This is a genomic window from Mucilaginibacter sp. FW306-07-L, assembly GCF_058782065.1.
The window spans coordinates 692,452-716,786 of sequence record NZ_JBYSXI010000001.1 but is presented as its reverse complement, the minus strand read 5'-3'; the positions used below and the strand labels follow the sequence as shown (position 1 = coordinate 716,786).

Genomic DNA, 24,335 nt, shown 5'->3' with positions numbered 1-24,335 from the left:
TTGGCCTTTAGCCTACAGCAATCACTTAAACCAAACAAAATGACCCAACAGGAATTAGCCCGGTTATCAAACGAGGAACTATTACAGAAAGCAAAAAAGCTCAAATCCGTTTATGTTTTTGATGCACTGATCTTCGGCATATTAATAGGCATCGCGGTTTTCAGCTCGGTAAAAAATGGCTTTGGCTTATTAAGTTTTCTCCCGCTGATTTATATACCCGTAGCCGCCAATAACAAGAAAAAGCATAAGCCACTTGAAGATCTTTTAAAAGAAAGAAACCTGAAATAACCATTCTATCAGGCTTTTGTAAAACTGCCCGCAGATAGTGTAGATTGCTACAACCTGTATCATCGCGGCGGTACATTTAATTTACTAATGCCTATCTTTACCGCCCATATAGCATGAGCAAAGTAGTTACCCCATACCAGAATGAACAGGTTACCAAAAAAGAGCAGGTGGCCGATATGTTCAACAATATATCAAAAACATACGATTTCCTGAACCATTTTATGTCGCTGGGTATAGATATCATCTGGCGAAAAAAGGCTATTAACGAGTTAAAGCACGATAAACCAAAGCATATACTGGATGTAGCTACCGGCACAGGCGATTTCGCTTTTGAGGCGCTCACTATATTAAAACCCGAAAAAATTACCGGTGTTGATATTTCAAGGGGGATGCTTGACATTGCCGATCAAAAAATAGCCAAGCGCAACCTTGGCCATAAATTCTCTGTAAAACTTGGCGACTCCGAAAAACTGCCCTTTACCGAAAATGAGTTTGATGCCGTTACCGTGGCGTACGGCGTACGTAACTTTGAGAACCTGGAAGCAGGCATGGCCGATATTTTCCGGGTATTAAAACCCGGTGGTAAGGTTGTGGTGCTGGAGTTTTCAAAACCCCGTGCCTTCCCGGTAAAACAGTTGTATAATTTTTACTTTAAATACATTACGCCAGGCATAGGCAAACTATTCTCTAAAGATGCCAGGGCTTACTCCTATCTACCGGAGTCAGTCGCGGCCTTTCCGGACGGTAAGGGCTTTACCGCGGTAATGGACAAAGTAGGTTTTAAAAATACCAAAAACCGTGCTTTAACGTTTGGTATCTGTTCAATCTACACAGGTATTAAATGATAAAAAGCTTTTACGCGGCGTTAATTTTTATTTTTTGCTTTACCGGGTTGGCCTTTGGCCAGCACCCGCCTGCATGGGGCGGCGGCGCCGATCTGAACGATTTTAGCTTCGGATTTTCTTTCAGCTATATCAGCAGTTATCTTAAAATCAACAAACAACCGGATTGGACAACCCCTTTTGCCGACCCTGAAACCGGTGCGCCATTAACCGGTAATGCTACCAGCATTAGTTCGCCCAATTCACCGGGTTTCGCCGTGGGTTTTTTAGCAAGATACAGGCTCACTGATCACCTTGAAGCCCGCGTAACACCTTCGTTAGTTTTTGCTGACCGTAAGCTGATCTATACCTATGATTCGCCTGATCCGGAAACGCAGGTAATTACCAAGCAAATAAACACCACCGGTTTTGATGTGCCGCTACAGCTTAAATTAAAGTCAGACCGTATTGGCGATCTGCGCGGTTATTTGCTTGGCGGTGTAAAGTTGAGCCAGTCGCTTGGCCGTAAAAACCCCGATGCTGATAAGGGCCTGCTTGAAAAAACAGTTAAGATAGACCGCACCTTCGCCTCGTACGAAGTTGGTTTGGGCTGCGATATTTATTTTGAGTTCTTTAAATTATCGCCCGAAATAAAAATATCCAATTCATTCGGCAACATACTGGTGCCTGAAAATCACCCTGCCTCCTACCCGCTTAGCGGCCTGCGCCTGCATACCCTGCAGTTCAGCCTTTACTTTGAGTAATACCGCATCCTTACCCTAAAGCGACATATTGATACTTTAGAAAACATAATTTTGCTAACGATAGTTATATAAACTTATGGCAAAAATTGCATTAATAACAGGGGCAACCGCCGGTATTGGCGAGGCTTGCGCCCATATATTCGCCCGCGAAGGGTATAACCTGATACTTACCGGCCGCCGCCGCGACAGGCTTGATAACCTGGCATCGGCAATAAACAGCCAATACAATGTAGAGGTTGCCGTTGCTTCGTTTGATATACGCAACCGCCAGGCGGTAATAGATAACCTGGAGAATTTACCTGCCGAGTGGAAAAAGGTAGATGTGTTAATTAATAACGCCGGACTAAGCCAGGGTCTTGACCCCATACAAAACGGCGACCCAAGCGATTGGGATACCATGATCGATACCAATATTAAAGGCTTGTTGTATGCCAGCAAAGTGGTATCAAACTGGATGACAGCGAATGGTTTTGGCCACATCATCAACATTGGTTCTATCGCCGGTAAAGAGGTTTACCCTAACGGGAATGTGTACTGCGCTACCAAGCACGCTGTTGACGCGCTGAACAAAGGCATGCGCCTTGATTTGTTACAGCACGGTATCAGGGTAACGGCAGTACACCCGGGCGCGGTTGAAACGGAATTTTCTGAAGTGCGTTTTAAGGGTGATAAGGATCGGGCTAAAAAAGTGTACGAAGGCTTTGAGCCACTGGTAGCGCAGGATATTGCCGAAACTATTTGGTTCGCGGCATCGCGCCCCGCGCATGTAAATATTAATGAACTTACCGTAATGCCCACCGCCCAGGCAGGCGCTACGAGTATTTTCAGAAAAAATTTATAGAATAGTTGATGTGCAGATATGATGAATTAAAATAATAAATTCAATACCTCCATAATTCATTAACTCAATAATTAGATAAATCATTAACTCAATAAATCAATAATTGTAGCTTTGCAGCTTAAATCCGAAATTGAAAATTCGAAATCCGAAACAAAATGTCATTATCAACCCAAATAGATCAGGATATTAAACAAGCCATGCTGGCCAAGGATGCCGACAAGCTGCGTGGCTTGCGTGCTATAAAATCAGCCTTATTATTAGCTAAAACCGAAAAGGGCGCTGCCGAAGAAATAACCGGGGAGGCTGAAATTAAAGTACTGCAAAAACTGATCAAACAGCGCAAGGAGTCGGCCGATATATACAAGGCCCAAAACCGTGAAGACCTTTACGAAATAGAAGCGGCAGAAATGCAGGTAATTGAAGCCTATTTGCCAAAACAGATGGACAGGGCCGAACTGGAAGCGTATTTAAAAGAGGTTATTGCGCGTGTGGGTGCTACTTCTGTAAAGGATATGGGCAAGGTAATGGGTACAGCCAATAAAGAACTGGCCGGAAAAGCCGATGGCAAAACCATATCCGAAGTTATAAAGCAGATTTTGGGATAATTGCCGCCTGCTATTGTAACTAAACCGCAATAAACTATTTTTACAGCATAATAACCGCAAGATTAACTAAACTTGCAACTATAATAATTGACTTAGGCAGTATATATGAAGTTCGCACTTAAACACGAAAAAGATTTTAATTATATTGAAGAGGGCGAAGGCGAAGTACTGCTACTTTTACATGGTTTAATGGGTTCGCTCAGTAACTGGGAAGCGGTTATTGAAGAATTTAAATCACAATACCGTGTTATAATACCTGTTTTACCAATTTATGATTTGCCTTTGCTTACTACCGGCGTTAAAACCATGAGTAAGTATGTACATAAGTTTGTTAAACACAAAGGCCTCACGCGGTTTACTATATTGGGTAATTCGCTTGGTGGGCATGTGGGGTTAATATATGTATTATCACACCCTGAATATGTAAAGGCGCTGGTACTTGCGGGTAGTTCGGGTTTGTACGAAAATGCTTTTGGCGGTTCGTTTCCGCGCCGCGAGAGTTATGATTTTGTGAAGGAAAAAGTAGAGTTTACTTTTTACGACCCGAAAACGGCCACAAAAGAATTGGTTGATGAGGTTTTTCAAACCATAAACGACCGCACCCGCGTTATCAGGATATTAGCTATGGCAAAATCAGCTATCAGGCATAACATGGCAAAGGATTTGCATAAGATAACCATACCGGTAGGCTTACTGTGGGGTAAAAACGATAAGATAACGCCGCCCGAGGTTGCCGAAGAATTTAACCAGTTGCTGCCACATTCGGAGTTGCACTGGATAGACGAATGCGGCCATGCGCCCATGATGGAGCAGCCCGAAAGATTTAATGTACTGCTGAGGCAGTTTTTGGATAAACTAAAAAATTAAAACATGTTTGCGATTGACCTGATCGGGAATGCTATACCACCATTACACACTTCTGACACGGTGCAGAAAGTGATGGAAAGGATGGCCGAATTCAAGGTCAGTCACTTACCTGTAGTTAACGAGGAGCAATTTTTAGGCCTGATAGCAGAGGCCGACCTTATTGAGGAGCCTGACTACACATCACCTATCGGCTCACTCGCCCTCTCATTGGTAAACCCTTACGTTTTCAGCGATCAGCATATTTATGATGTGATCAAAGTATTCCAGGAGCTGAAGCTGAGCGTGGTACCTGTGCTTGATAAAAAGAACAATTACCTGGGCATGGTATCCATCAACAGCATGAATGAGTACTTTGCCGAGCTTACATCCGTATCGGTACCCGGTGGCATCATCGTGTTAGAGATCAGCAACCGTAATAACTCACTAGCCCACATGGCGCAGATCATCGAATCGGACAACGCGCAGGTGCTGAGCTCTTACCTGCGTACCTTTCCGGACTCTACCCGCATGGAAGTTACCCTCAAGATCAACAAGCTGGATATATCAAACATAGCGGCCACTTTTTTACGGTACGACTATGATATTAAAGCCACCTTTAACCACTACAACGAAAAAGATAATTCAATGGAGCGATATGATTCGCTGATGAATTACCTCAATCTATAATATCCCCCCGCAAATGAAGATAGCAGTATACGGCAGGCCGTTTAGCGATAACGAGGTGTTGCCATACATACAGCAGGTATTTGATAACCTGCAACAACACGGGGTTGAAATTTATGTACACAGCCGCCTGCACGCTTACCTGCAGGATAAGATCACTAACGTTAGCTATGCCGTACTTGCCGAAGGCCAGCCGTTTAAAGGCCTTATCGACCTGTTTTTGAGCCTTGGCGGCGATGGCACCATGCTGGATACCGTTACCCTGATACGCGACAGCCACATCCCGGTAATAGGTATTAATTTTGGCAGGCTGGGCTTTTTAGCCAGTATCAATAAAAGCGATATTGCCGCCGCTATATATGCCGTGGTTAATAAACAATACACGCTTGATAAACGGGCCATGCTACGGATAGATTCTGAAGCCAAATTATTTGGCGAGGATAATTTCGCGCTGAATGAGATCACCATACACAAGCGCGATGATTCGGCCATGATCACCATCAATACTTTTTTGGATGGTAACTTTTTAAACTCCTACTGGAGCGATGGCATCATTGTATCAACCGCTACCGGGTCAACCGCTTACTCGCTGAGCTGCGGCGGCCCTATCATCTTTCCTGAATCAAATACCGTAGTATTAACGCCTATCTCTCCGCATAATTTAAATGTGAGGCCGGCCGTATTGCCTGATTGCTGCACCCTGTCATTTGATGTGGAAACCCGCAGCGCTAATTATTTGATCTCGTGCGATTCGCGTACTGCCGTGCTTGACCAGCCTGTGCGCATCAATGTAAGCAAGGCTGATTTTCAGCTTAATTTGATCAGGCTGAATAATGAAAATTATTTATCAACGTTAAGACATAAGCTGTTGTGGGGGCTTGATACCCGTAACTATTAGCGTTACCGGATGCAGAAATTTGTACTTACATTCTTAATACTATTTACAACCATAACCCTCAAAGCCCAAACCTGGGAAGTTGGCGGCGGTATTGGCGGCGCCGGTTACATGGGCGATTTAAACCAGCACAACCCGCTGCAAATAAGCGGCCTGGCCGGTAATCTTTTTTTAAAGCGTAATTTCAATGGTTACCTGTCGGCCAAATTTCAGTTTACTTATGGTAAAATTGGCGCTGCCGATAGCACCTCAAACAACCAGCAGCAGCGCGATCGTAACCTGAGCTTTACCAACAGGCTGATGGAAACCAACCTGACAGGCGAGTTTAACTTTATGCATTACATACCCGATGCCGGTAAAAATGTGTTTACCCCCTTTGTTTTCGCCGGGATAGGTTTGGTTGCGCACGCGCCGCGGGCAACATATAATGGTAACGAGATAGGTTTACGCAGGCTACGTACCGAGGGGCAGGAAAAGCAATACGCGGGTACGGTATTATCAGTGCCTTACGGGGCCGGTGTTAAATATAACATAGGCGGCAAGTGGACCTTGATTGCCGACTTAGGGTACCGCTGGACAAATACGGATTACCTTGACGATGTAAGCGGCCTATATGCCGATAAAAACACGTTGCCCACACGCTCGTCCGTACTATTATCTGACCGTACAGGCGAAAAAACCGGGGTGTATACCGGTACGGCAGGTACACAGCGCGGCGATCTGCGTAAGCGGGATACTTACCTGTTTCTAAACCTTTCCATATCGTTTACTTTTGTAACCGAAAAATGCTACTTTGAAAATTGACCATAAAGAATAATATTTTTTAATTTATATATAATAAAGAATTTAATTTGGCGTAATAGATATATTACATATCTAAACTATTATTTATATGGCCGAATTAAATAATGCTGCCTCCGGATCAGGCAGAAAACCAAACCCCAAACGTGCCTCAACCCGCGTAGATCTGACAGCTATGGTTGACCTTGCATTTCTTTTGATCACCTTTTTTATGCTAACCACCACGTTGAGCAAGCCCAAAATGATGCCTATGGTTATGCCTGATGATGAAGGAATTGATGATCCGGTATCAGAAAACCGTACGCTTACCGTATGCCTTGGCAAGGATAATAAAGCCTTATGGTACTTAGGCAGGGCGGAGCAACCCATACTTAAACCTACAGTGGCTGGTTACGGTAAAAACGGTGTTCGTAAAGCATTGCTGGATGCCAGGGCTTATGTGAAAAAAAATTACGGCAAAACACTGATGGTAATTGTTAAACCGGCAGATAGCTCAAAGTACGAGAACCTGGTAAATACTATTGATGAACTAGACATAACCCAGGTGCCAGCCTATGCCATTGCCGATATTGCCCCGCAGGATATAACGCTGTTAAAGCAAAACGGCATCTATTAACAGGCTAATAACATTTTTACAGCCGGGCTTTGCAGCCCGGCTTTTTTGTGGAAAAAAGCTTATTTTTTCTTTTCGGCTGTCATACTAAAAAAATACAAAGTAAGTTTTACCTTTGTAGCCTGAAAAAACAGGCTTATTTTAAATAATTTAAATAGCTGAGCGCTTTATTATTACAATTGCAGCGCCATAATTTATCGCTATTTAACACGGCAGGAATGAAAGACCAGATTGATTTGTTGAAGCTACCAGCGCATATTGCCATTATAATGGATGGTAATGGCCGTTGGGCAAAAACCAAAGGTAAACTCCGGGTATTTGGCCATCATAATGGTGTGCTTGCCGTAAGGGATGTTGTTGAAGGATCATGCGATCTGGGTTTAAAATACTTAACCCTGTATGCTTTCTCTGCCGAAAACTGGAACCGCCCCAAGCTTGAGGTAATGGCCCTGATGGAGCTTATGGTAAGCACCATTAATAAGGAGATCAGCACTTTTATGAACAATAATGTGCGCCTTAACGCCATTGGCGACCTTAGCATGCTGCCGGCCCGTAACCACCGCGAACTAACAAAGGCTATTGATAAAACCTCAGGTAACACCGGCCTGGTGCTTACACTGGCATTGAGCTACAGCTCACGAAATGAGATTGTACACGCCACAAAAAGCATTGCCGAAAAAGTACTGAGCGGTGAGCTGAAACCCGAAGATATTAACGAAGACCTATTTGCCGCGAATTTGTACACACACAATATGCCCGATCCCGAACTGCTTATCAGAAGCAGCGGCGAACACCGCATAAGTAACTATCTGCTTTGGCAAATAGCATATACCGAGCTGTATTTTACTCAAAAATTATGGCCCGATTTCAGGCGTGAAGATTTGTTTGAGGCCATACTTGATTACCAGCAGCGCGAACGCCGTTTTGGTATGACAAGCGAGCAGCTTAACTAAATTTTTGCTTTTAACACTATTTAACAACTGTTTAAATTATTTTTAGCCCACTAAAATATCCGAATGTATAAATATATAGTTGCTGTATTTTCTCTGCTGATAAGCTCGGTCACCGCGATGGCGCAAGTTCCGGCCGCTTCAGCAGATAGCTTGAATTATCTTAACCCTAAAGAGTATATTGTTGGTGGTGTTACCATTACCGGTGCTAAAAATCTGGATAAGGAAGCACTCCTCACCATCTCAAAACTCAACAAAGGCGACAGGCTGATCTTACCGGGCGAAGCAAACGCCCGTGTAGTTAAAGACATGTTTTCGCAGGGATTGTTTGATGATGTGCAACTTAATATCCTGAGAGTAAACCTGGATACCGTATACCTGGAGATAGCCGTGGTTGAAAGGCCGCGTTTATCAAGGCTAAAAATTACCGGCATCAAAAAAGGCGAAATTGAGGATGTTACTAAAAAACTGAATGATAAGACCGGTAAAATAGTAAACCAAAACCTGATCAATACCACTACAGGTATCATCAAACGCCATTTTAACGAAAAGGGCTACCTGTTTACCGAGGTAAAAATGAGCCCGCAGCCTGATCCGGGCGACTCAAGCTCCGTGATATTGAATGTGCAGGTTGATAAAAAAACCAAGATTAAGATAAACAGCATCGAGTTTGATGGCAACCAGGCATTTACTGATAAAAAACTACGTAAGTTTTTAAAGAACACCCGTACCAAAAAATGGTATAACATCTTCGGTTCAAAAAAATTCAAGGAAGATAAATTCCTGGAAGACAAGCAAACCCTTGTTGAAAAAATGCAGGCCGAAGGTTACCGCGACGCGCAGGTAGTAAGCGACAGCGTTAGCCGCCATGACGACCGTACGGTTGATGTAAAGCTGAAAGTTTACGAAGGCCCTAAATATTACTTTGGGAACATCAAATGGTCTGGCAATGCCAAATACACTGCCGAATTTTTAGACAGGATACTGCGTATTAAAAAAGGCGATATATTTAGTGAGGAAGAATTAACCAAAAGGCTTTCAGGTCCAACGCCAAGCAATGATGACGTATCCACCCTGTACCTTGACGACGGATACCTTACTTACAACTCTGACCCGGTACAAACCCGTATCTATAACGATACTATTGACCTAGATATCCGTATATACGAAGGCCCGCAATACACCATTAACCGTGTAACCGTAAAGGGTAATGATGTCACCAACGATAAAGTGGTAATGCGCGAGATCCGTACAAAACCGGGCCAAAAATTCAACAAAACACTGTTGATACGCAGTACACGTGAACTATCACAACTGGGTAGCTTTGATGAGCAAAAAACCGAGCCGCGCCCAACTAACTACAACCCGGCAGAGGGTACAGTAGATATCGTTTACAACGTAGTTGAAAAACCTTCAGACCAGATCGAGCTTTCGGGTGGTTTTGGTGGTGGCCAGTTGGTAGGTACATTGGGCCTATCATTCAATAACTTCTCGCTGCGTAACCTGTTCAATTTAAAAGCCTACAGGCCGCTGCCAAAAGGCGACGGACAAAAGCTGAGCATACGTGGACAATCAAGCGGTCGTACTTATCAAAACTTCTCGTTCACGTTCTCTGAGCCATGGCTGGGTGGTAAAAAGCCGATCTTCTTTAGCTTATCGGCCTATACACAAGGCAGCTCAACAGGGCAGTACTTTGCGAAGTCTGATTCGCGATACAATAAATTACGTATTAATGGTATAGGTATAACGCTGGGTAAACGTTTAAACTGGCCTGATAACTATTTCCAGTTAAACTACTCGCTTAACTTTGACCATTATTTCCTGGATAACTACTCAGCTTACCTGTTCCGTAACGGTACATCGTACAACATTAAGTTAACGCAGGAGTTAAGTCGTAACTCATTGGATGTCCCTATTTACCCTACATCAGGTTCAAACATCAGGTTCACCATACAGGCTACGCCGCCATACTCTTTGTTTAACAATACCAACTACGCTATCGCTACCCCTGAGGAGCGTTATAAATTTGTGGAGTACCACAAGTGGAAGTTTGACGCGCAATGGTTTCAGCGTATTACCGGTAAGCTGGTATTAATGTCGCAGGCGCGTTTTGGCTTCCTGGGTTCATACAACTCAAAAGTAGGCCCTTCTCCGTTTGAGCGCTTTAAGTTAGGTGGTGACGGTATGCAAACTTACCAATTCCTGCAAGGCAGCGAGATCATCGGTATGCGTGGTTACCAAAACTTCTCGATAGTACCAAGCGGATCAACTTATACTGCTGGTGATAACCCTGGTAGTGCTATCTATAACAAATTCACTTTAGAATTACGCCACCCGGTAATAGCCAGCCAATCGGCAACTATATTCCTGCTTGCATTTGCCGAAGGTGGTAACGCATGGGATAATTTTAGCCGCTATAATCCGTTTAATGTAAGACGTTCTGTAGGTATGGGTGCCAGAATATTTTTACCTATATTTGGCTTGCTTGGTTTGGATTATGGCTATGGCTTTGATCAGATACCAGGGCAGCCCGATGCTGGTAAAGGTCAATTCCACTTCTCTATATCACAGAGCTTGCAAGGTGGATTTAATTAATCGGACAATTATTTTATGAAAAGGATAATTTTAACAACAATATTAGCGTTTACAGCTTGTTTGGGTGCATTTGCACAAAGGTTTGCTTATGTTGACTCGGAATATATACTGAAACATATACCGGATTATACATCGGCACAAAAACAGTTGAGCGCGCAATCACAACAATGGCAAAAAGAGGCCGATGCTAAATTTCAGGAGATTGACCGTTTATACAAGGCTTACCAGGCCGACCAGGTATTGATGACTCCTGAAATGAAGAAACGCCGCGAGGCCGAAATTGTAGGAAAAGAAAAAGCGGCGAAGGATTTTCAACGCCTGAAATTTGGTCCTGACGGTGAGCTGACACAAAAAAGCAATACCCTGATTAAACCAATTCAGGATCGCGTGTCAAAAGCTGTACAGGCAGTGGCCGAGAGTGAAAACCTCGACATGATATTTGACAAGAACAGCGAGGTGATGATGTTATACGCTAATCCGCGTTATGATAAGAGCGCCGCGGTAATAACCCGTTTAGGATTAAAACCAGGAACATTTGCCCAATAAGTTTTTATTTTATAAAATAGCGAACTATTATATTAAACACAGACAGAACAAAAATGAAAAGATTATTTAAGGTTGCTTTGGTTGCAGTATGTATGTTATTTGTGGGAACGTATGCAAAAGCACAAAAGATCGCGCACATTAATTTTAACCAGTTAATTGAGCAGATGCCTGAAACCAAAACTATCAGGACTCAAATGGAAGCTTACCAAAAAACTTTTGTTGATACTTACACTACTATGGGTAACGAGTTTCAAACAAAAGCACAGGCTTACGAAAAAGATAAAGCTACAATGAATGATGCAACCCGTACATCAAAAGAAACCGAGTTACAGGATCTGCAAAAACGCATTCAGGATTTTCAAAAAGATGCTCAAGGCAAAGTAGAGGCAAAAAGCAATGAGCTAACCAGGCCGTTATTTACTAAAGCCCGTGCTTCAATAGCTAAAGTTGCTAAAGCTAAAGGTTATACTTACGTGCTTGATTCATCACAAACCGAGCTTTTAGTATCTCCGGAAGCTGATGACCTGATCACTTCAGTAAAAACCGACTTAGGTTTAAAATAAGAATTTACAAGATATTGAAACTGAAAGCGCCCGCATACCGGGCGCTTTTTTTATTTTTGCACCGTGGCAGCAACAAAACCTATAGGCATATTTGATTCGGGCTATGGCGGGCTTACCGTATTTCGCGCCATTGCCGATAAGTTGCCCGGGTACGATTACATCTATCTGGGTGATAACGGGCGCTCGCCTTATGGCAACCGCTCGTTTAAAACCATACATGAGTATACCTGGGAGTGTGTGCAGTGGCTGTTTAAGCAGGATTGCCCTTTGATAATACTGGCCTGTAACACCGCGTCGGCAAAAGCCCTGCGTACCATACAGCAGCAGGATATGCCCAGTAGGTTTGATGATAAACGCGTACTGGGTGTGATCCGCCCTACCGCGGAGGTGATAGGCAACTATACCCAAACCGGCGAAATAGGTGTATTAGGCACAAAGGGTACCGTACAATCACAATCGTACCTGCTGGAGATCGAAAAATTTTCGCCCGAGTTGAAGGTATACCAGCAGGCCTGCCCTATGTGGGTACCACTGATTGAAACCGGCGAATATGATAAACCTGGTGCGGATTATTTTGTAAAACAATATCTGGATGCCATACAGCAGCAATCGGCTCATATAGATACGCTGTTGCTGGCTTGTACACATTACCCCCTGTTGCAGGATAAGATCAAAGCTCATCTGCCTAAAAATATAAATGTAGTAGCCCAGGGCGATATTGTTGCCGCCAGCCTTACTGATTACCTGCAACGCCATCTGGAAATTGAAGGCCAGGTAACCCAGGGCAACAATAAGAAGTTCTTCACCACATCAGATGATACGACCGATTTCGATCACCACGCGTCCGCCTTTTTTGGCGAGCCGGTTGTAGCGGAGTATGTTTCGGTGAAGTAAAAACTCATACCTCGTATCTGTATTTTATATTTTTTAAACACAAACCAATACACCAAGACTTAAAAATTCAGTTATCCGATAAATTCAATAACTCAATAATTCGTTAATCCACAAACAGCCTCCCCCATGCCAACACTTCGTCAGCTATTTCTATCGCACAATGCGCAAACTACTGATTTTCCGCTGCTGCTTGAGTTTGAGCGTGCCGAAGGCTTGTATATGTATGATGCCGAAGGTAAGGCTTATATGGATCTGATATCAGGTATCGGGGTGAGCAGCATCGGCCACCGACATCCCCGTGTTGTGCAAGCCATAAAAGACCAGGTTGATAAATACATGCACCTGATGGTTTATGGCGAGTATGTACAAACGCCACAGGTAAGCTTTGCCGAAAAGCTGGCATCGGTATTACCCGAGCAGTTGCAATCGGTATACTTTGTGAACTCCGGAGCCGAAGCCGCTGAGGGTGCCTTAAAACTGGCCAAGCGCTATACTAACCGCTCACAGATCATCGCCTGCCACAACTCTTACCACGGCAGTACTCATGGCGCGTTAAGCGTTATGGGGAGCGATGAATTTAAAAAAGGTTATGGCCCGCTGTTACCTGATGTTGACTTTATTCAGTTTGATAAACTTGCCGACCTGCAAAGGATCACCAATAAAACAGCCTGCGTAATTGTTGAAACCATACAGGGCGAAGCCGGCATACGTGTGCCCGAAATTCAATATATGCAGGCCCTGCGCCATAAGTGCGACCAAACCGGAACGCTACTTATTTTGGATGAGATACAAGCCGGCATGGGCCGCACCGGCAGGCTGTTCGCGTTTGAGCATTACGGCATTGAGCCCGACATTTTGCTGCTGGCCAAAGCATTGGGCGGCGGCATGCCTATCGGCGCTTTTATTTCATCCAACAAAATTATGGGTGCTTTAAAAAGTGATCCTATCCTGGGGCATATCACCACCTTTGGCGGGCACCCCGTGAGCTGCGCGGCAGGCCTGGCGGCGCTTGAAGCACTGCTTGAGGAAAAACTGGCCGATCAGGTTACAGAAAAGGAACACCTGTTTAAGCAATTATTAGTTCATCCGGCTATAAAACAGGTACGCGGTAAAGGCCTTATGCTGGCCGCCGAATTTGAAAGCTTTGAACTGAACAAAAAAATAATCGACCGCTGTATAGAAAATGGTATAATTACCGACTGGTTTTTACACTGCTCCAACTCCATGCGCATTGCCCCTCCCCTTATTATCAGCAACGCCGAAATTACAAAAGCATGCGAAATTATTATTGAAGCTGTTGATTATCAAACACGAAGCCTGTAACTAAGCTCAACGTTTTTATTAGTGTAATTACACCCCTCACTTTTAATTAAGTTCTAATTAAAAGATGCAGTTTTTTGGTACGCTTTGTGCAAAGTAATGTGTGCTGATATAGAATTGTGCCTTTAAAGCATTTCAGCCTACATTTTGATCATTCCGTGTCCTTTAAAATGACCGCTCCGGCAGACACATTGTATCAAAACCACTTAACTAAAAATAAAAAGTAATTATACCAATGAAAATCGCCTACATATCAACTTATCCTCCAAGAGAATGCGGGATAGCTACATTTAACCAGAATTTGATGCGGGCAATTAATGCCAATTTTCCGGAGAGGAAAGTACCGTCAGACGGTGGTTATATCGTAGCCCTGAACGATTCGGCAGACATGGAAGAATATGAATATCCTGAGGAAGTAAAATATGTAGTGCGCCAAAATAATCAAAAGGATTATATACGTGCCGCCAATTACATCAACACCAGTACAGTTGATGCCTGCATATTGGAGCATGAATTTGGTATTTATGGCGGCGAGAGCGGTATCTATATTTTGCCGTTAATCAACAGGCTTGAAAAACCGCTGATCTCCATATTACATACCGTATTAAAGGAGCCAAGCTACGTGCAGCGCATCATTATCCGCGAAATTGCCGAGCAATCATCAAAGGTGGTGGTAATGAGCCAGCGTGCCGTTGAGTTTCTGACCTCTATTTATGATATCCCGGAGGAAAAAATACAAATTATTGAACATGGTGTGCCTGACCTGGAAGCACCGGTTGATAACCCGGTTAAAGGCCTTTCATCATTCAAAAACCACCGTGTATTGCTTACTTTTGGCTTATTAAGCCGCAACAAAGGCCTCGAAACCGTAATAAAAGCATTACCTAAAATAGTTGAAAATCATCCTGACGTGATGTATGTGATACTGGGTAATACGCATCCGGGTGTACTAAAAAATTCAGGTGAGGAATATCGTGAATCATTAAAAAGCCTCGCCGCCCAGTTGGGTGTTTCTAAAAACCTCGCGTTTATCAACAAATTTGTTTCTGAGGAAGAACTGATCAATTACCTTACCGCTTGTGAGGTATATGTAACACCGTATTTAAATGAGGCGCAAATTACAAGCGGTACCTTATCGTATGCGGTAGGCTCCGGCGCAGCGGTAGTGTCAACTCCGTACTGGCACGCACAAGAGTTGCTTGACCATAATCGTGGCCGTTTGTTCGACTTTAAAAACTCAGAAGCCCTTGGCGAGATCGTGAATGAGTTGCTGGATAATCAGGACACCTTAAATAGCCTTAAAACCAATGCTTACCAATATGGATTGCACCTGCGTTACCCGGCAATTGGTGCGGAATTTATTAAAGTAGCGCAGGAATCATGCATTAGCCATGACTTTAGCGACAAGATATTAAAGAACAGCATTGTTGACCCGGAGATATTACCGAAATTCAGCCTGACGCACGTTTTGCGTTTAACTGATGATACCGGTATTGTTCAGCATGCAAAATATGGCATTCCGAACCTTAAAGAAGGTTATTGTTTGGATGATAACGCCCGCGCGCTTATTATGGCGCTAATGGCCTATCAGCGTAATAAAAGCGAAGAGGCATTTGAGCTACTGCCTATCTACCTGAGTTACATTCACTACATGCAAACAGATGATGGTAACTTCCGTAACTTTTTAAGTTTTGACAGGCGTTACCTGGATGAGGTAGGATCAGAAGATTCATTTGGCCGTACTGTTTGGGCTTTAGGTCATTTAATTGGCTGCGCGGCAAGCAACTCATACCGCGAATTCGCTTTAGAGATATTCCAGAAATCATTCCCGCACTTCCGTAACCTGAAATACCTGCGTGGCATGGCTAATACCATCATAGGCATCAGCCTTTACCTGCAGGCCGTACCTGCCGACGAAGGCATGATGCAGGAATTAGTAAGGCTTACACAACCACTGATTGACGCGTTCAACAATACTGCCAGCGATGACTGGCAATGGTTTGAAGAAAGCATGACCTATGATAATGCCATATTGCCGCTTGCATTATTACACTCATGCGAGATAACCGGTAACGAGGAAGCCCGCCAGGTTGCCTTAAAGTCAATGGCGTTTTTAGATCAGCTTACACTGTCAAACGGTTATTTGAGCCCGGTTGGTAATGATGGATGGTATTACCGCGGTGGTACCTTCCCTACTTTTGACCAGCAGGCTATTGAAACCATGGCCATGGTGCTGATGCACTTCCAGGCATATAAAATATTCCGCACGCCTGAGTATATTGAAAAAATGTTCCTGAGCTATAAATGGTTCCTAGGAGAAAATACACTGCGTGCGCCACTGTACGATCATGAAACGAAGGGATGTTGCGATGGCTTGCTGCCAACAGGTATTAACCGTAACCAGGGTGCGGAGAGTACTTTAGCTTACCTGATAGCGCACCTTACCGTATTAAAGGCTTTCGAGCTGGAATACGAGTATAACAAATTTGGCCATAACGTACAGATCTGCTAAATGAAGGTAGCCGTATTAGCCCCCGTTGCCTGGCGTACACCGCCGAGGCATTACGGGCCGTGGGAACAGGTAGCATCAAACATTGCCGAAGGACTGATAAAGTTAGGTGTTGATGTTGCCCTTTTTGCCACAGGTGATTCAATAACCGCCGGAAAGCTGGAAGCGATATGCGAGCAGGGCTACGAGGAAGACCGCAGTCAGGATGCCAAGGTACTGGAGTGCCTGCACATCAGTAACCTGATGGAAAAAGCCGGAGAGTTTGACCTTATCCATAATAATTTCGACTTTCTGCCCCTCACCTACTCCGGTTTGATTAACACACCGCTGATCACGACCATACATGGCTTCTCATCTGATAAGATCATCCCGGTATATAAAAAATACAACTCCAAAGGGCATTATGTATCCATCAGTAATTCGGACAGAAGCCCTGAGTTGGAATACATCGCGACTGTTTACAATGGCCTCGATATAAAGGATTTTGAATTTAATGCCGAGCCGGAAGATTACCTGCTTTATTTTGGTCGCATTCATCACCATAAAGGCACCGCGGAGTCCATCGAGATCGCTAAACGAAGTGGTAAAAAGCTATTGATAGCCGGTATTATTCAGGATGAGGGTTATTACCGCGAAAAAGTTGAGCCGCATTTGGGTGATCAGATACAATATGTAGGCCATGCCGGTCCTGAAAAACGTAAAGAGTTATTGGGTAAGGCATCAGCATTGCTGCACCCCATCAACTTTAACGAGCCCTTTGGCATGAGCGTAGCTGAGGCCATGCTTTGCGGCACCCCGGTAATCGCCTTTAACCGTGGCTCGATGCCTGAATTAATTAAGCATGAGGAAACCGGCTTTTTAGTAAATACAGTTGATGAAGCTATACATGCGGTAAGCCTGTTACCCAACATCAACCGCAGCCAATGCCATCAATGGGCAGCCTCACAATTCTCCTGCGATAAAATGGCGAATGATTACTTTAAATTATACCAGCAGATATTAGGCGCTTAAAGCGTTTTATTATCCGGCAGATCACCGGTACTTTTGCCTAAAGCACTGTTTTTATAGCCGTAAGTGAAATAAATTACCAGGCCAATTATTAGCCAGGCCAAAAAGCGCAGCCAGTTAATGTAGCCCAATTCTGTCATTAAATACAAACAGCTTAACAGACCTAATACCGGTATAAGCGACAGGTTTTTAATGAATGATACCACAGCGATACCCGCGCTTACAATGATGAACAATATCAGCGGGAAACGTTCATGAACATTCTCTCCGGAAAGTAATTCAATAACCGGTTTATGAAAACCGATAACCGCCCCAACAAATAATGCCGGTACAATAAATTTACCGTTGATGTAAGGCAGCTTAAAACGGCCTTGTACAGCGGCTTCTTTCGGTAACAACAATACACCGCTACATACCAGCACAAAAGCGAACAGCGTGCCTATACTGGTTAAGTCAGTAACCTCGGTAAGGTTCATGAATAAGGCCGGGATGGCCACCACAAAACCGGTTACTATAGTAGCGAACGATGGTGTTTTAAATTTGGGGTGAATGCGCGAAAACGCTTTTGGCAGCAATCCGTCTCGGCTCATGCTCATCCATATACGGGGTTGCCCTAACTGGAATATCAGCAATACACTCGCCGTAGCTATAACCGCGCTAACCGAAATTACGTAGCTTATTTTTGTTAAACCTACTTTAGCGAATACGAAAGCCAGCGGATCGCCCACTTGTAAATCCTTATAGCTTACCATACCCGTTAACACCAGGGCAATAAGCACGTATAAAATGGTACAAACAATAAGCGAATAGATCATGCCGCGTGGCAGGTCGCGTTGTGGGTTCTCACATTCTTCGGCCGTGGTTGATATAGCATCAAACCCGATATAAGCAAAGAAAACACCCGAAACGCCCTTCATTACACCACTAAAGCCATTAGGCATAAACGGATTCCAGTTGGCAGGTGTAATGTAAAAAAAGCCTAATAATATTACCCCGATAACCACGGCTATTTTAAGCATCACCATGGCATTAGTAACTTTTTTGGTTTCGCGTATACCGATATATACCAGGTAAGTAATAGCCACAACAATAAGCAACGCGGGTATATTGGCAATCAGCTTAAAATTACCGGCACCGGGGGCATCAGCGAAAGCCGCGGCAGCATGGCGCATTTTATCGGTAATTTCGGCCAGTTTGCCGCCTGCTGTAAGCTGCTGAATATCTTCATGCGCTTTAAGGGCGCTGTAATAATCCATTGTTAAGTACGATGGAATGTGAATATTGAAGCCTTCCAGCAGGTTTACGAAATAGGTACTCCATGATATGGCTACGGCAATATTGCCAATAGCGTATTCCATCAGCAGATCCCAACCGATGATCCAGGCGACTAACTCACCAAAAGATGCATAGGCATAGGTGTAAGCACTGCCGGCAACAGGAATGCGGGAAGCGAATTCGGCATAACACAAGGCGGAAAAGCCACAGGTTACAGCGGTTATGATGAATAATATACTTACTCCCGGCCCGCCATGAAAGGAAGCCTCGCCAATGGTACTGAATATACCCGCGCCAATAACTGCGGCTATACCCATCAGGGTAAGGTCTTTTACTTTAAGTGCTTTGGTTAGGTGCGTTGCGCCGCCGGAATGTTCGCTGTCACTAAAACCGCTTTCAACATCGGCTAAAATTTTGGAAACTGATTTTCTACGAAATATACTTTTCGACATTTATCAATGCTTTATGAGGGCCAATCAACCCCAAACATAACCATTTTTTTGCATTGCACCTGTATTAGGTTTAATTTGCACCCATGAATATAGGAATAAAAGATGTACTGCGCCGTATTGATATTTTTTTTATCCTGTATCTGTTATTTTTAATTATTTGCCTTACTATCAAGCTGATTTATACCCGCGAGGAAATCTATTTCTCGGTTAACAGCAAGTATAATGCGGCTGCCGACCTGTTTTTCCGGTTCTATACCAATATTGGCGATGGGTTGTTCACTATCGCCATAGCCATTGTGCTGGTATTATTTTTCAGTTACCGGAAAGCATTTTTATTGGCGACAAGTTATGCTGTTTCATCATTAACAGCCCAGGTGCTGAAATTCGCGTTTGATGCGCCACGCCCCAACCTTTATTTTTCGACGCGTTTGAAAGAGATCCACTTTGTGGAGGGTGTGCATATCTATTCCCTGCACAGTTTTCCATCAGGGCATTCGGTTACAGCATTTTCAACAGCGGTGGTGCTTACCTATTTTTCACGACAGAAAGCCTGGGGGGTAGTGCTTTTTTTGCTTGCGGTATTTGCAGGCTATTCGCGCATGTACCTGAGCGAACATTTTTTTGAAGATGTAGTAGCCGGTTCGGTAACCGGAGTTATCGTAACCGTATTCTGGTTAAGCTTTATAGATAGCAGGCAATTTTTACACACGCCCAAATGGCAAAATGCGTTGCTTAAAAAACGCGCTGCTTAAATATCATCGCCATCGCGTGTCAACGGGGTTTCGCCTTGCAGAAAAATGGTGCCTTTATGCTGATCTATCTTATAATCCCAACTGATGGTGTTATTCTCCCCGCTCTCGATACCCGAACAGGTAAAGCTGTAATTTACCCTGAACCTGCACCTGAATGATCCGGACAACCCATCGGCGGCTGGTTTAACTAATTCGATACTAAAATCCTTCACCTCCGGACTAGTACCCATACCCCAGTGATAACGCTCCAGCCGGTTACACATCAATGCATGGTTTTCACTGATCGATAAAAGATCATGCAGGAATTGCTCAGCGTTACTATTGCCTTCAGGCAAATCGATGGTTAACGGATATTCTAACGTTTCGGGCATGGCGTTAAAGGTATACTTTTGATTAATTTCTGTATTAAAAAAACTTGTCGTTTCGACGAGGTACGAGGAGAAATCTGTCGCTTGAAAAACACTCAGGCAGATTTCTCGTTATCGCTCGAAATGACACGATTGAAGGAGGTATTAGCAATAATAATATGTTATATTAACCTTCTGCCAAGGCCAGCAGTCCTTTTATATCCAAAGCCCTGGTGTACATGGTCAGTTTGCCGTGCTCGTCAAACGGCCACTGGTCGCGGGGGCGGTCCCAGTAAAGCTCAACGCCGTTTTGATCCGGGTCGTCGAGGTATATCGCTTCGGACACGCCATGGTCTGAGGCGCCGCTGATCGGGTAACCGGCATCAAGTAGTCGTTTTAAAATTATGGCCAGGTCTTTACGTTCCGGATACAAAATAGCCGTATGAAACAAGCCTGCGGTATGCTGAGGTGCCGGGCCGCCATCTTTACTATACCAGGTATTTAAGCCTATATGATGATGGTACCCGCCTGCTGAAACAAAGGCGGCCTGATCGCCATACATGGTAACCAGCTCAAAACCTAACAGGCCAACATAAAAATCCATGGCACGCTGCAAATTGCTCACCTTGAGATGCACATGGCCTATACGTGTTTGGGCCGGAATGGTGTAGTTATCCATAATTACATGTTTAAACTTCAAATTTACAAATATGGGCAAACTGTATTGGTAATCAGTTTGTAAATATAGCTATGACGGCATCAACATTGTGCTAAATGCCTAAGGTATCGCCCATGTTTGCACACTAATATCTATCTTTGTGGTTATGATCGTTAAATCAGCCGAATTTATTTGCAGCAATACCCAGATCTCTAAACTACCGCCACCGGTAAAGCCTGAGTATGCATTTATAGGTCGGTCAAACGTGGGCAAGTCATCCCTTATTAATATGCTTACCGGCAAAAAAGGATTGGCAAAAACCTCGCAAACACCCGGTAAAACGCAATTGATCAACCATTTTTTAATTAATGATAACTGGTACCTGGTTGATTTACCCGGTTATGGTTACGCCCGTATATCAAAAAGCAAAAAGGAGGACTGGAACAAATTTTTGCGCACCTATCTTGATAAGCGCGAGAGCCTGCAATGCGTAATGGTTTTGGTTGATAGCCGCTTGGACCCGCAAAAGATTGATCTTGAATTTTGCAACTGGCTGGGCGAACATGGTTTACCTTTTGTACTGATTTTTACTAAAGCTGATAAGCAATCTAACATCAAAACCGATCAGAACGTGGCTAAGTTTCGCCAGGCATTAGCAGCTTCGTTTGAAGAGGTACCGCCCCACTTTATTACCTCTGCTGAAAACCAGATCGGCAAAGAAGAGGTTTTGGGCTTTGTTGACGATATTAACAAAAACTTTGAAATTCCGGAATACAAGCAGTTTTAACAGTACACCGCTCCATGAAAAAATATTTATCCCTCGTTACGTTTACGCATACCATATTCGCGATGCCGTTCGCCTTTATCGGCTTTTTTTTGGCGGTTACTACCACTAATCATACGTTTGAATGGCCAAAACTGCTCATGATGGTGCTATGCATGGTATTCGCTCGTAACTCGGCCATGGCCTTTAACCGCTACCTGGACAGGGATATTGACGCTAAAAACCCACGTACCGTACAGCGGGATATCCCCGCAGGCCGTATCAGCGCCCGCAATGCCTTGATCTTTACATTGGTTAATTGCGCTTTGTTTATCGGCGTAACCTGGTTCATTAATCCGCTTTGCTTTTACCTATCGCCGGTTGCTTTATTAGTGGTTTTGGGGTATAGTGCCACCAAGCGCTTTACAGCTTTATGCCACATGGTGTTGGGTTTAGGCTTGTCGCTTGCCCCTATCGGTTCTTACCTGGTGGTTACCGGTGAATTCGCCTTAACGCCTATTTTTTTCTCCCTATCCGTATTATGCTGGGTAAGCGGCTTTGATATTATTTATGCCTTGCAGGATGAAGATTTTGACCGCAGCCAAAGCCTCCATTCCATCCCGGCCTATTTGGGTAAGGTAAGGGCGCTAAACCTGTCAACGCTGCTGCATGTATTTTCTGCCCTATTTATTGTGATGCCTGCTTTTGTTACACATGTTGGATTTTTGTACTATATCGGTATCGCTTTCTTTTGCGCTATGCTGATCTACCAGCACCTGCTGGTAAAACCAACAGATTTAAGCCGGGTTAACTTCGCCTTTATGACCACCAACGGTATAGCCAGCGTGGTATTTGCCATTTTATTTTTGCTGGATAGGGTATGGATCAGGTAAATCAACTCAAAGCCTTTAAACAGCATATAGAAACTTATGTGGTTTTTAGTGCGGATGAATGGCTCGAACTGGAGAAATACCTCACTTTTATCCACCTGAAAAAGAAAGACTACTTTGTTGAGAAGGGCAAGGTATGCCAGTATTTTGGCTTTATTGCTGCCGGTTCGGTACGCTATTTCAACATCCGGAATGATGGCGAGGAGATCACCAACTTTTTCAGCTTCGCCAATGAACTGGTAAGTTCCTACAAAAGTTTTGTGCAGCAGCAACCCAGCCTGATTTATGTACAGGCGCTTGAGGACACCTCGCTGGTTTGCATCAGCCACAGCAATATTCAAAAACTGACCGAGCACCCGTTTTTAGCCCATAAAATGGAGCGCTTTGGGCGTTTGGTAGCCGAGTATTATCTCTGCTGCTATGAAGATCGCGTACAGGCTTTTATCACCCAATCACCGGAAGAAAGATATGTGGAGTTGCTTAAAGACGGACAAGACGTATTGCAGCGTATCCCTCAGCACTATGTAGCCAACTATTTAGGTGTAACACCCGTTTCGCTGTCGCGCATCCGTAAGCGCATTTTTATTCCGGCCAAATAAATTTCTTATCTTTTGTTAACGTTTAAGGCCTGTTGAGCAGGTTAGCTTTGTATCATACAAAAACACAAAGCTATGCACACTATATTAGGAGCGGGCGGTCCGGTTGCCAATGCACTCACCCGCCAACTGATCGATCATAATCAAATCGTTAAACTGGTTAGCCGCCGACCCTCAACCTTTAGCGGTAATAACATTACCTGGCAAAAAGCCGATTTGCTGAACCGTACCGAAGTACTTAACGCCGCCAAAGGCTCAACCGTAATTTACCTTTGCGCCGGTTTGGTGTATGATAAAGATATCTGGCGTGAGCAATGGCCCATCATTATGCAAAACGTAATTGACGCTGCTAAAGAAACCCAAGCCCGCTTGATATTTTTTGATAATGTGTACATGTATGGCCCGGTAAATGGTGCCATGACCGAAGACACACCCTACAACCCGACAAGCGTTAAAGGCGAAGTACGTGCTAAAGTGGCGACTACGTTAATGGATGAAGCCAAAGTAGGTAACATCAAGGCCTCCATATTGCGTGGTGCCGATTTTTACGGTGCTGAAAGCATGAACAGCTTTTATGACATGATGGTGCTGGATAAATTCTCGAAAGGCCAAAAAGCCCAATGGATAGGTAAGTCGGAAGCCAAACACACCTTTACTTATGTGCCCGATGCTGGCAGGGCTATATACCTGTTAGGCCAAACTCCCGAAAGTGATAACCTGATATGGCATGCCACATCAGCACCGGCAATAACCGGCAAGCAGTTTATTGAGCTGGCGGCTGATGTTTTTAACGTAGCCCCTAAGTTCACAAGTATCAACAAAGCAATGTTATGGATGGTTGGCTTATTCAATAAAACCGTAATGGGAACGGTGGAGATGTACTACCAATACGATCATGATTATATTTTCGATTCATCGAAATTTGAAAAGGCATTTGGCATAAAACCAACCACTTACCGGGATGGCATTATGCATTTAGCACAAACACAATTTAAACGCTGAACCTTTTACGTGTACATGATGTTCAATTGTATAACTTAGCATTTTAAAACGTTTACG

General features: G+C 44.0%; 26 protein-coding genes. 23 read left to right on the top strand and 3 right to left on the bottom strand.

The annotated features are described in order from the left end of the window. The first annotated feature begins 39 nt into the window (after positions 1-39). The 18 genes from AC3WJC_RS03260 to AC3WJC_RS03175 all read left to right on the top strand — a co-directional run bounded on the left by AC3WJC_RS03260 (position 40) and on the right by AC3WJC_RS03175 (position 17,546). Positions 40-288: a hypothetical protein gene (locus tag AC3WJC_RS03260; protein WP_492397639.1), complete on the top strand. Its 249-nt coding sequence runs from the start codon at positions 40-42 to the stop codon at positions 286-288. A 113-nt stretch (positions 289-401) separates the two neighbouring features. Next, the gene (ubiE, locus tag AC3WJC_RS03255; protein ID WP_492397638.1) at positions 402-1,133 is read left to right on the top strand and encodes a bifunctional demethylmenaquinone methyltransferase/2-methoxy-6-polyprenyl-1,4-benzoquinol methylase UbiE; all 732 of its coding nucleotides are present in this window, start codon (positions 402-404) and stop codon (positions 1,131-1,133) included. Further along, positions 1,130-1,873, top strand: coding sequence for a type IX secretion/gliding motility protein PorT/SprT (porT, locus tag AC3WJC_RS03250; RefSeq protein WP_492397637.1), 744 nt, complete (start codon positions 1,130-1,132; stop codon positions 1,871-1,873). The genes ubiE and porT overlap by 4 nt, the downstream gene beginning before the upstream one ends. A 76-nt stretch (positions 1,874-1,949) precedes the next feature. Then, a complete protein-coding gene (locus AC3WJC_RS03245; RefSeq protein WP_492397636.1) occupies positions 1,950-2,714 on the top strand; it encodes an SDR family NAD(P)-dependent oxidoreductase in 765 nt (254 codons plus the stop codon). A gap of 155 nt (positions 2,715-2,869) precedes the next feature. Further along, positions 2,870-3,319: a GatB/YqeY domain-containing protein gene (locus tag AC3WJC_RS03240; protein WP_492397635.1), complete on the top strand. Its 450-nt coding sequence runs from the start codon at positions 2,870-2,872 to the stop codon at positions 3,317-3,319. 105 nt (positions 3,320-3,424) lie between these two features. Further along, positions 3,425-4,186 (top strand): alpha/beta fold hydrolase, encoded by a 762-nt coding sequence (locus tag AC3WJC_RS03235; RefSeq protein ID WP_492397634.1) that lies wholly within the window; start codon positions 3,425-3,427, stop codon positions 4,184-4,186. A gap of 3 nt (positions 4,187-4,189) precedes the next feature. Then, positions 4,190-4,852 carry a CBS domain-containing protein gene (locus AC3WJC_RS03230; protein ID WP_492397633.1) on the top strand — a complete coding sequence of 221 codons (663 nt, stop codon included), beginning with the start codon at positions 4,190-4,192 and terminating at the stop codon, positions 4,850-4,852. 13 nt (positions 4,853-4,865) lie between these two features. After that, entirely contained in the window at positions 4,866-5,747 is an 882-nt protein-coding gene (locus AC3WJC_RS03225; protein ID WP_492397632.1) for an NAD kinase, read from the top strand. A gap of 9 nt (positions 5,748-5,756) precedes the next feature. Continuing rightward, positions 5,757-6,548, top strand: a complete 792-nt coding sequence (gene porG / locus AC3WJC_RS03220; protein WP_492397631.1) for a type IX secretion system protein PorG — start codon at positions 5,757-5,759, stop codon at positions 6,546-6,548. Between the two features lie 88 nt (positions 6,549-6,636). Beyond that, on the top strand, positions 6,637-7,161 hold the full coding sequence (locus AC3WJC_RS03215; RefSeq protein WP_492397630.1) for an ExbD/TolR family protein: 525 nt from the start codon (positions 6,637-6,639) through the stop codon (positions 7,159-7,161). Between the two features lie 215 nt (positions 7,162-7,376). Then, positions 7,377-8,111, top strand: coding sequence for an undecaprenyl pyrophosphate synthase (gene uppS / locus AC3WJC_RS03210; RefSeq protein ID WP_492397629.1), 735 nt, complete (start codon positions 7,377-7,379; stop codon positions 8,109-8,111). A 63-nt stretch (positions 8,112-8,174) separates the two neighbouring features. Next, complete coding sequence (bamA, locus tag AC3WJC_RS03205; RefSeq protein WP_492397628.1) at positions 8,175-10,703, top strand: outer membrane protein assembly factor BamA; 2,529 nt, start codon at positions 8,175-8,177, stop codon at positions 10,701-10,703. A 15-nt stretch (positions 10,704-10,718) separates the two neighbouring features. Further along, complete coding sequence (locus AC3WJC_RS03200) at positions 10,719-11,249, top strand: OmpH/Skp family outer membrane protein (protein WP_492397627.1); 531 nt, start codon at positions 10,719-10,721, stop codon at positions 11,247-11,249. A gap of 53 nt (positions 11,250-11,302) precedes the next feature. Continuing rightward, positions 11,303-11,812, top strand: coding sequence for an OmpH/Skp family outer membrane protein (locus AC3WJC_RS03195; protein ID WP_492397626.1), 510 nt, complete (start codon positions 11,303-11,305; stop codon positions 11,810-11,812). Between the two features lie 63 nt (positions 11,813-11,875). After that, complete coding sequence (gene murI, locus AC3WJC_RS03190; RefSeq protein WP_492397625.1) at positions 11,876-12,706, top strand: glutamate racemase; 831 nt, start codon at positions 11,876-11,878, stop codon at positions 12,704-12,706. 126 nt (positions 12,707-12,832) lie between these two features. Continuing rightward, the gene (locus tag AC3WJC_RS03185; RefSeq protein ID WP_492397624.1) at positions 12,833-14,029 is read left to right on the top strand and encodes an aspartate aminotransferase family protein; all 1,197 of its coding nucleotides are present in this window, start codon (positions 12,833-12,835) and stop codon (positions 14,027-14,029) included. A gap of 232 nt (positions 14,030-14,261) precedes the next feature. Further along, a complete protein-coding gene (locus tag AC3WJC_RS03180; protein ID WP_492397623.1) occupies positions 14,262-16,538 on the top strand; it encodes a glycosyltransferase family 4 protein in 2,277 nt (758 codons plus the stop codon). Continuing rightward, entirely contained in the window at positions 16,539-17,546 is a 1,008-nt protein-coding gene (locus AC3WJC_RS03175; protein WP_492397622.1) for a glycosyltransferase family 4 protein, read from the top strand. Here the strand turns inward: AC3WJC_RS03175 and AC3WJC_RS03170 are convergent. After that, positions 17,543-19,270, bottom strand: coding sequence for an amino acid permease (locus AC3WJC_RS03170; RefSeq protein WP_492397621.1), 1,728 nt, complete (start codon positions 19,268-19,270; stop codon positions 17,543-17,545). The genes AC3WJC_RS03175 and AC3WJC_RS03170 overlap by 4 nt on opposite strands. Before the next feature lie 83 nt (positions 19,271-19,353). Here AC3WJC_RS03170 and AC3WJC_RS03165 point away from each other — a divergent pair, with 83 nt between their 5' ends. Beyond that, a complete protein-coding gene (locus AC3WJC_RS03165) occupies positions 19,354-20,022 on the top strand; it encodes a phosphatase PAP2 family protein (protein ID WP_492397620.1) in 669 nt (222 codons plus the stop codon). Here the strand turns inward: AC3WJC_RS03165 and AC3WJC_RS03160 are convergent. Together AC3WJC_RS03160 and AC3WJC_RS03155 are read right to left on the bottom strand one after the other, a co-directional pair. Then, positions 20,019-20,393, bottom strand: coding sequence for a hypothetical protein (locus tag AC3WJC_RS03160; RefSeq protein WP_492397619.1), 375 nt, complete (start codon positions 20,391-20,393; stop codon positions 20,019-20,021). The two genes, AC3WJC_RS03165 and AC3WJC_RS03160, sit on opposite strands and share 4 nt — an antisense overlap. A gap of 163 nt (positions 20,394-20,556) precedes the next feature. Further along, entirely contained in the window at positions 20,557-21,048 is a 492-nt protein-coding gene (locus AC3WJC_RS03155; protein ID WP_492397618.1) for a VOC family protein, read from the bottom strand. Positions 21,049-21,193: 145 nt separating this feature from the next. On the opposite strand from AC3WJC_RS03155, the gene yihA reads away from it, so the two are divergent. From yihA to AC3WJC_RS03135, 4 genes are all read left to right on the top strand, one after another. Continuing rightward, positions 21,194-21,814, top strand: coding sequence for a ribosome biogenesis GTP-binding protein YihA/YsxC (gene yihA / locus AC3WJC_RS03150; protein ID WP_492397617.1), 621 nt, complete (start codon positions 21,194-21,196; stop codon positions 21,812-21,814). Between the two features lie 14 nt (positions 21,815-21,828). Beyond that, a complete protein-coding gene (locus AC3WJC_RS03145) occupies positions 21,829-22,683 on the top strand; it encodes a UbiA-like polyprenyltransferase (protein WP_492397616.1) in 855 nt (284 codons plus the stop codon). Continuing rightward, complete coding sequence (locus tag AC3WJC_RS03140; RefSeq protein ID WP_492397615.1) at positions 22,671-23,279, top strand: Crp/Fnr family transcriptional regulator; 609 nt, start codon at positions 22,671-22,673, stop codon at positions 23,277-23,279. The genes AC3WJC_RS03145 and AC3WJC_RS03140 overlap by 13 nt, the downstream gene beginning before the upstream one ends. A gap of 72 nt (positions 23,280-23,351) precedes the next feature. Next, positions 23,352-24,278 (top strand): NAD-dependent epimerase/dehydratase family protein, encoded by a 927-nt coding sequence (locus AC3WJC_RS03135; protein ID WP_492397614.1) that lies wholly within the window; start codon positions 23,352-23,354, stop codon positions 24,276-24,278. Positions 24,279-24,335 lie beyond the last annotated feature (57 nt).

Excerpts from the sequence above, each read along its gene's own strand:
- AC3WJC_RS03260 (WP_492397639.1), top strand. The coding sequence starts at position 40 with ATGACCCAACAGGAATTAGCCCGGTTATCAAACGAGGAACTATTACAG.
- ubiE (WP_492397638.1), top strand. The coding sequence starts at position 402 with ATGAGCAAAGTAGTTACCCCATACCAGAATGAACAGGTTACCAAAAAA.
- porT (WP_492397637.1), top strand. The coding sequence starts at position 1,130 with ATGATAAAAAGCTTTTACGCGGCGTTAATTTTTATTTTTTGCTTTACC.
- AC3WJC_RS03245 (WP_492397636.1), top strand. The coding sequence starts at position 1,950 with ATGGCAAAAATTGCATTAATAACAGGGGCAACCGCCGGTATTGGCGAG.
- AC3WJC_RS03240 (WP_492397635.1), top strand. The coding sequence starts at position 2,870 with ATGTCATTATCAACCCAAATAGATCAGGATATTAAACAAGCCATGCTG.
- AC3WJC_RS03235 (WP_492397634.1), top strand. The coding sequence starts at position 3,425 with ATGAAGTTCGCACTTAAACACGAAAAAGATTTTAATTATATTGAAGAG.
- AC3WJC_RS03230 (WP_492397633.1), top strand. The coding sequence starts at position 4,190 with ATGTTTGCGATTGACCTGATCGGGAATGCTATACCACCATTACACACT.
- AC3WJC_RS03225 (WP_492397632.1), top strand. The coding sequence starts at position 4,866 with ATGAAGATAGCAGTATACGGCAGGCCGTTTAGCGATAACGAGGTGTTG.
- porG (WP_492397631.1), top strand. The coding sequence starts at position 5,757 with ATGCAGAAATTTGTACTTACATTCTTAATACTATTTACAACCATAACC.
- AC3WJC_RS03215 (WP_492397630.1), top strand. The coding sequence starts at position 6,637 with ATGGCCGAATTAAATAATGCTGCCTCCGGATCAGGCAGAAAACCAAAC.
- uppS (WP_492397629.1), top strand. The coding sequence starts at position 7,377 with ATGAAAGACCAGATTGATTTGTTGAAGCTACCAGCGCATATTGCCATT.
- bamA (WP_492397628.1), top strand. The coding sequence starts at position 8,175 with ATGTATAAATATATAGTTGCTGTATTTTCTCTGCTGATAAGCTCGGTC.
- AC3WJC_RS03200 (WP_492397627.1), top strand. The coding sequence starts at position 10,719 with ATGAAAAGGATAATTTTAACAACAATATTAGCGTTTACAGCTTGTTTG.
- AC3WJC_RS03195 (WP_492397626.1), top strand. The coding sequence starts at position 11,303 with ATGAAAAGATTATTTAAGGTTGCTTTGGTTGCAGTATGTATGTTATTT.
- AC3WJC_RS03185 (WP_492397624.1), top strand. The coding sequence starts at position 12,833 with ATGCCAACACTTCGTCAGCTATTTCTATCGCACAATGCGCAAACTACT.
- AC3WJC_RS03180 (WP_492397623.1), top strand. The coding sequence starts at position 14,262 with ATGAAAATCGCCTACATATCAACTTATCCTCCAAGAGAATGCGGGATA.
- AC3WJC_RS03175 (WP_492397622.1), top strand. The coding sequence starts at position 16,539 with ATGAAGGTAGCCGTATTAGCCCCCGTTGCCTGGCGTACACCGCCGAGG.
- AC3WJC_RS03170 (WP_492397621.1), bottom strand. The coding sequence starts at position 19,270 with ATGTCGAAAAGTATATTTCGTAGAAAATCAGTTTCCAAAATTTTAGCC.
- AC3WJC_RS03165 (WP_492397620.1), top strand. The coding sequence starts at position 19,354 with ATGAATATAGGAATAAAAGATGTACTGCGCCGTATTGATATTTTTTTT.
- AC3WJC_RS03160 (WP_492397619.1), bottom strand. The coding sequence starts at position 20,393 with ATGCCCGAAACGTTAGAATATCCGTTAACCATCGATTTGCCTGAAGGC.
- AC3WJC_RS03155 (WP_492397618.1), bottom strand. The coding sequence starts at position 21,048 with ATGGATAACTACACCATTCCGGCCCAAACACGTATAGGCCATGTGCAT.
- yihA (WP_492397617.1), top strand. The coding sequence starts at position 21,194 with ATGATCGTTAAATCAGCCGAATTTATTTGCAGCAATACCCAGATCTCT.
- AC3WJC_RS03145 (WP_492397616.1), top strand. The coding sequence starts at position 21,829 with ATGAAAAAATATTTATCCCTCGTTACGTTTACGCATACCATATTCGCG.
- AC3WJC_RS03140 (WP_492397615.1), top strand. The coding sequence starts at position 22,671 with ATGGATCAGGTAAATCAACTCAAAGCCTTTAAACAGCATATAGAAACT.
- AC3WJC_RS03135 (WP_492397614.1), top strand. The coding sequence starts at position 23,352 with ATGCACACTATATTAGGAGCGGGCGGTCCGGTTGCCAATGCACTCACC.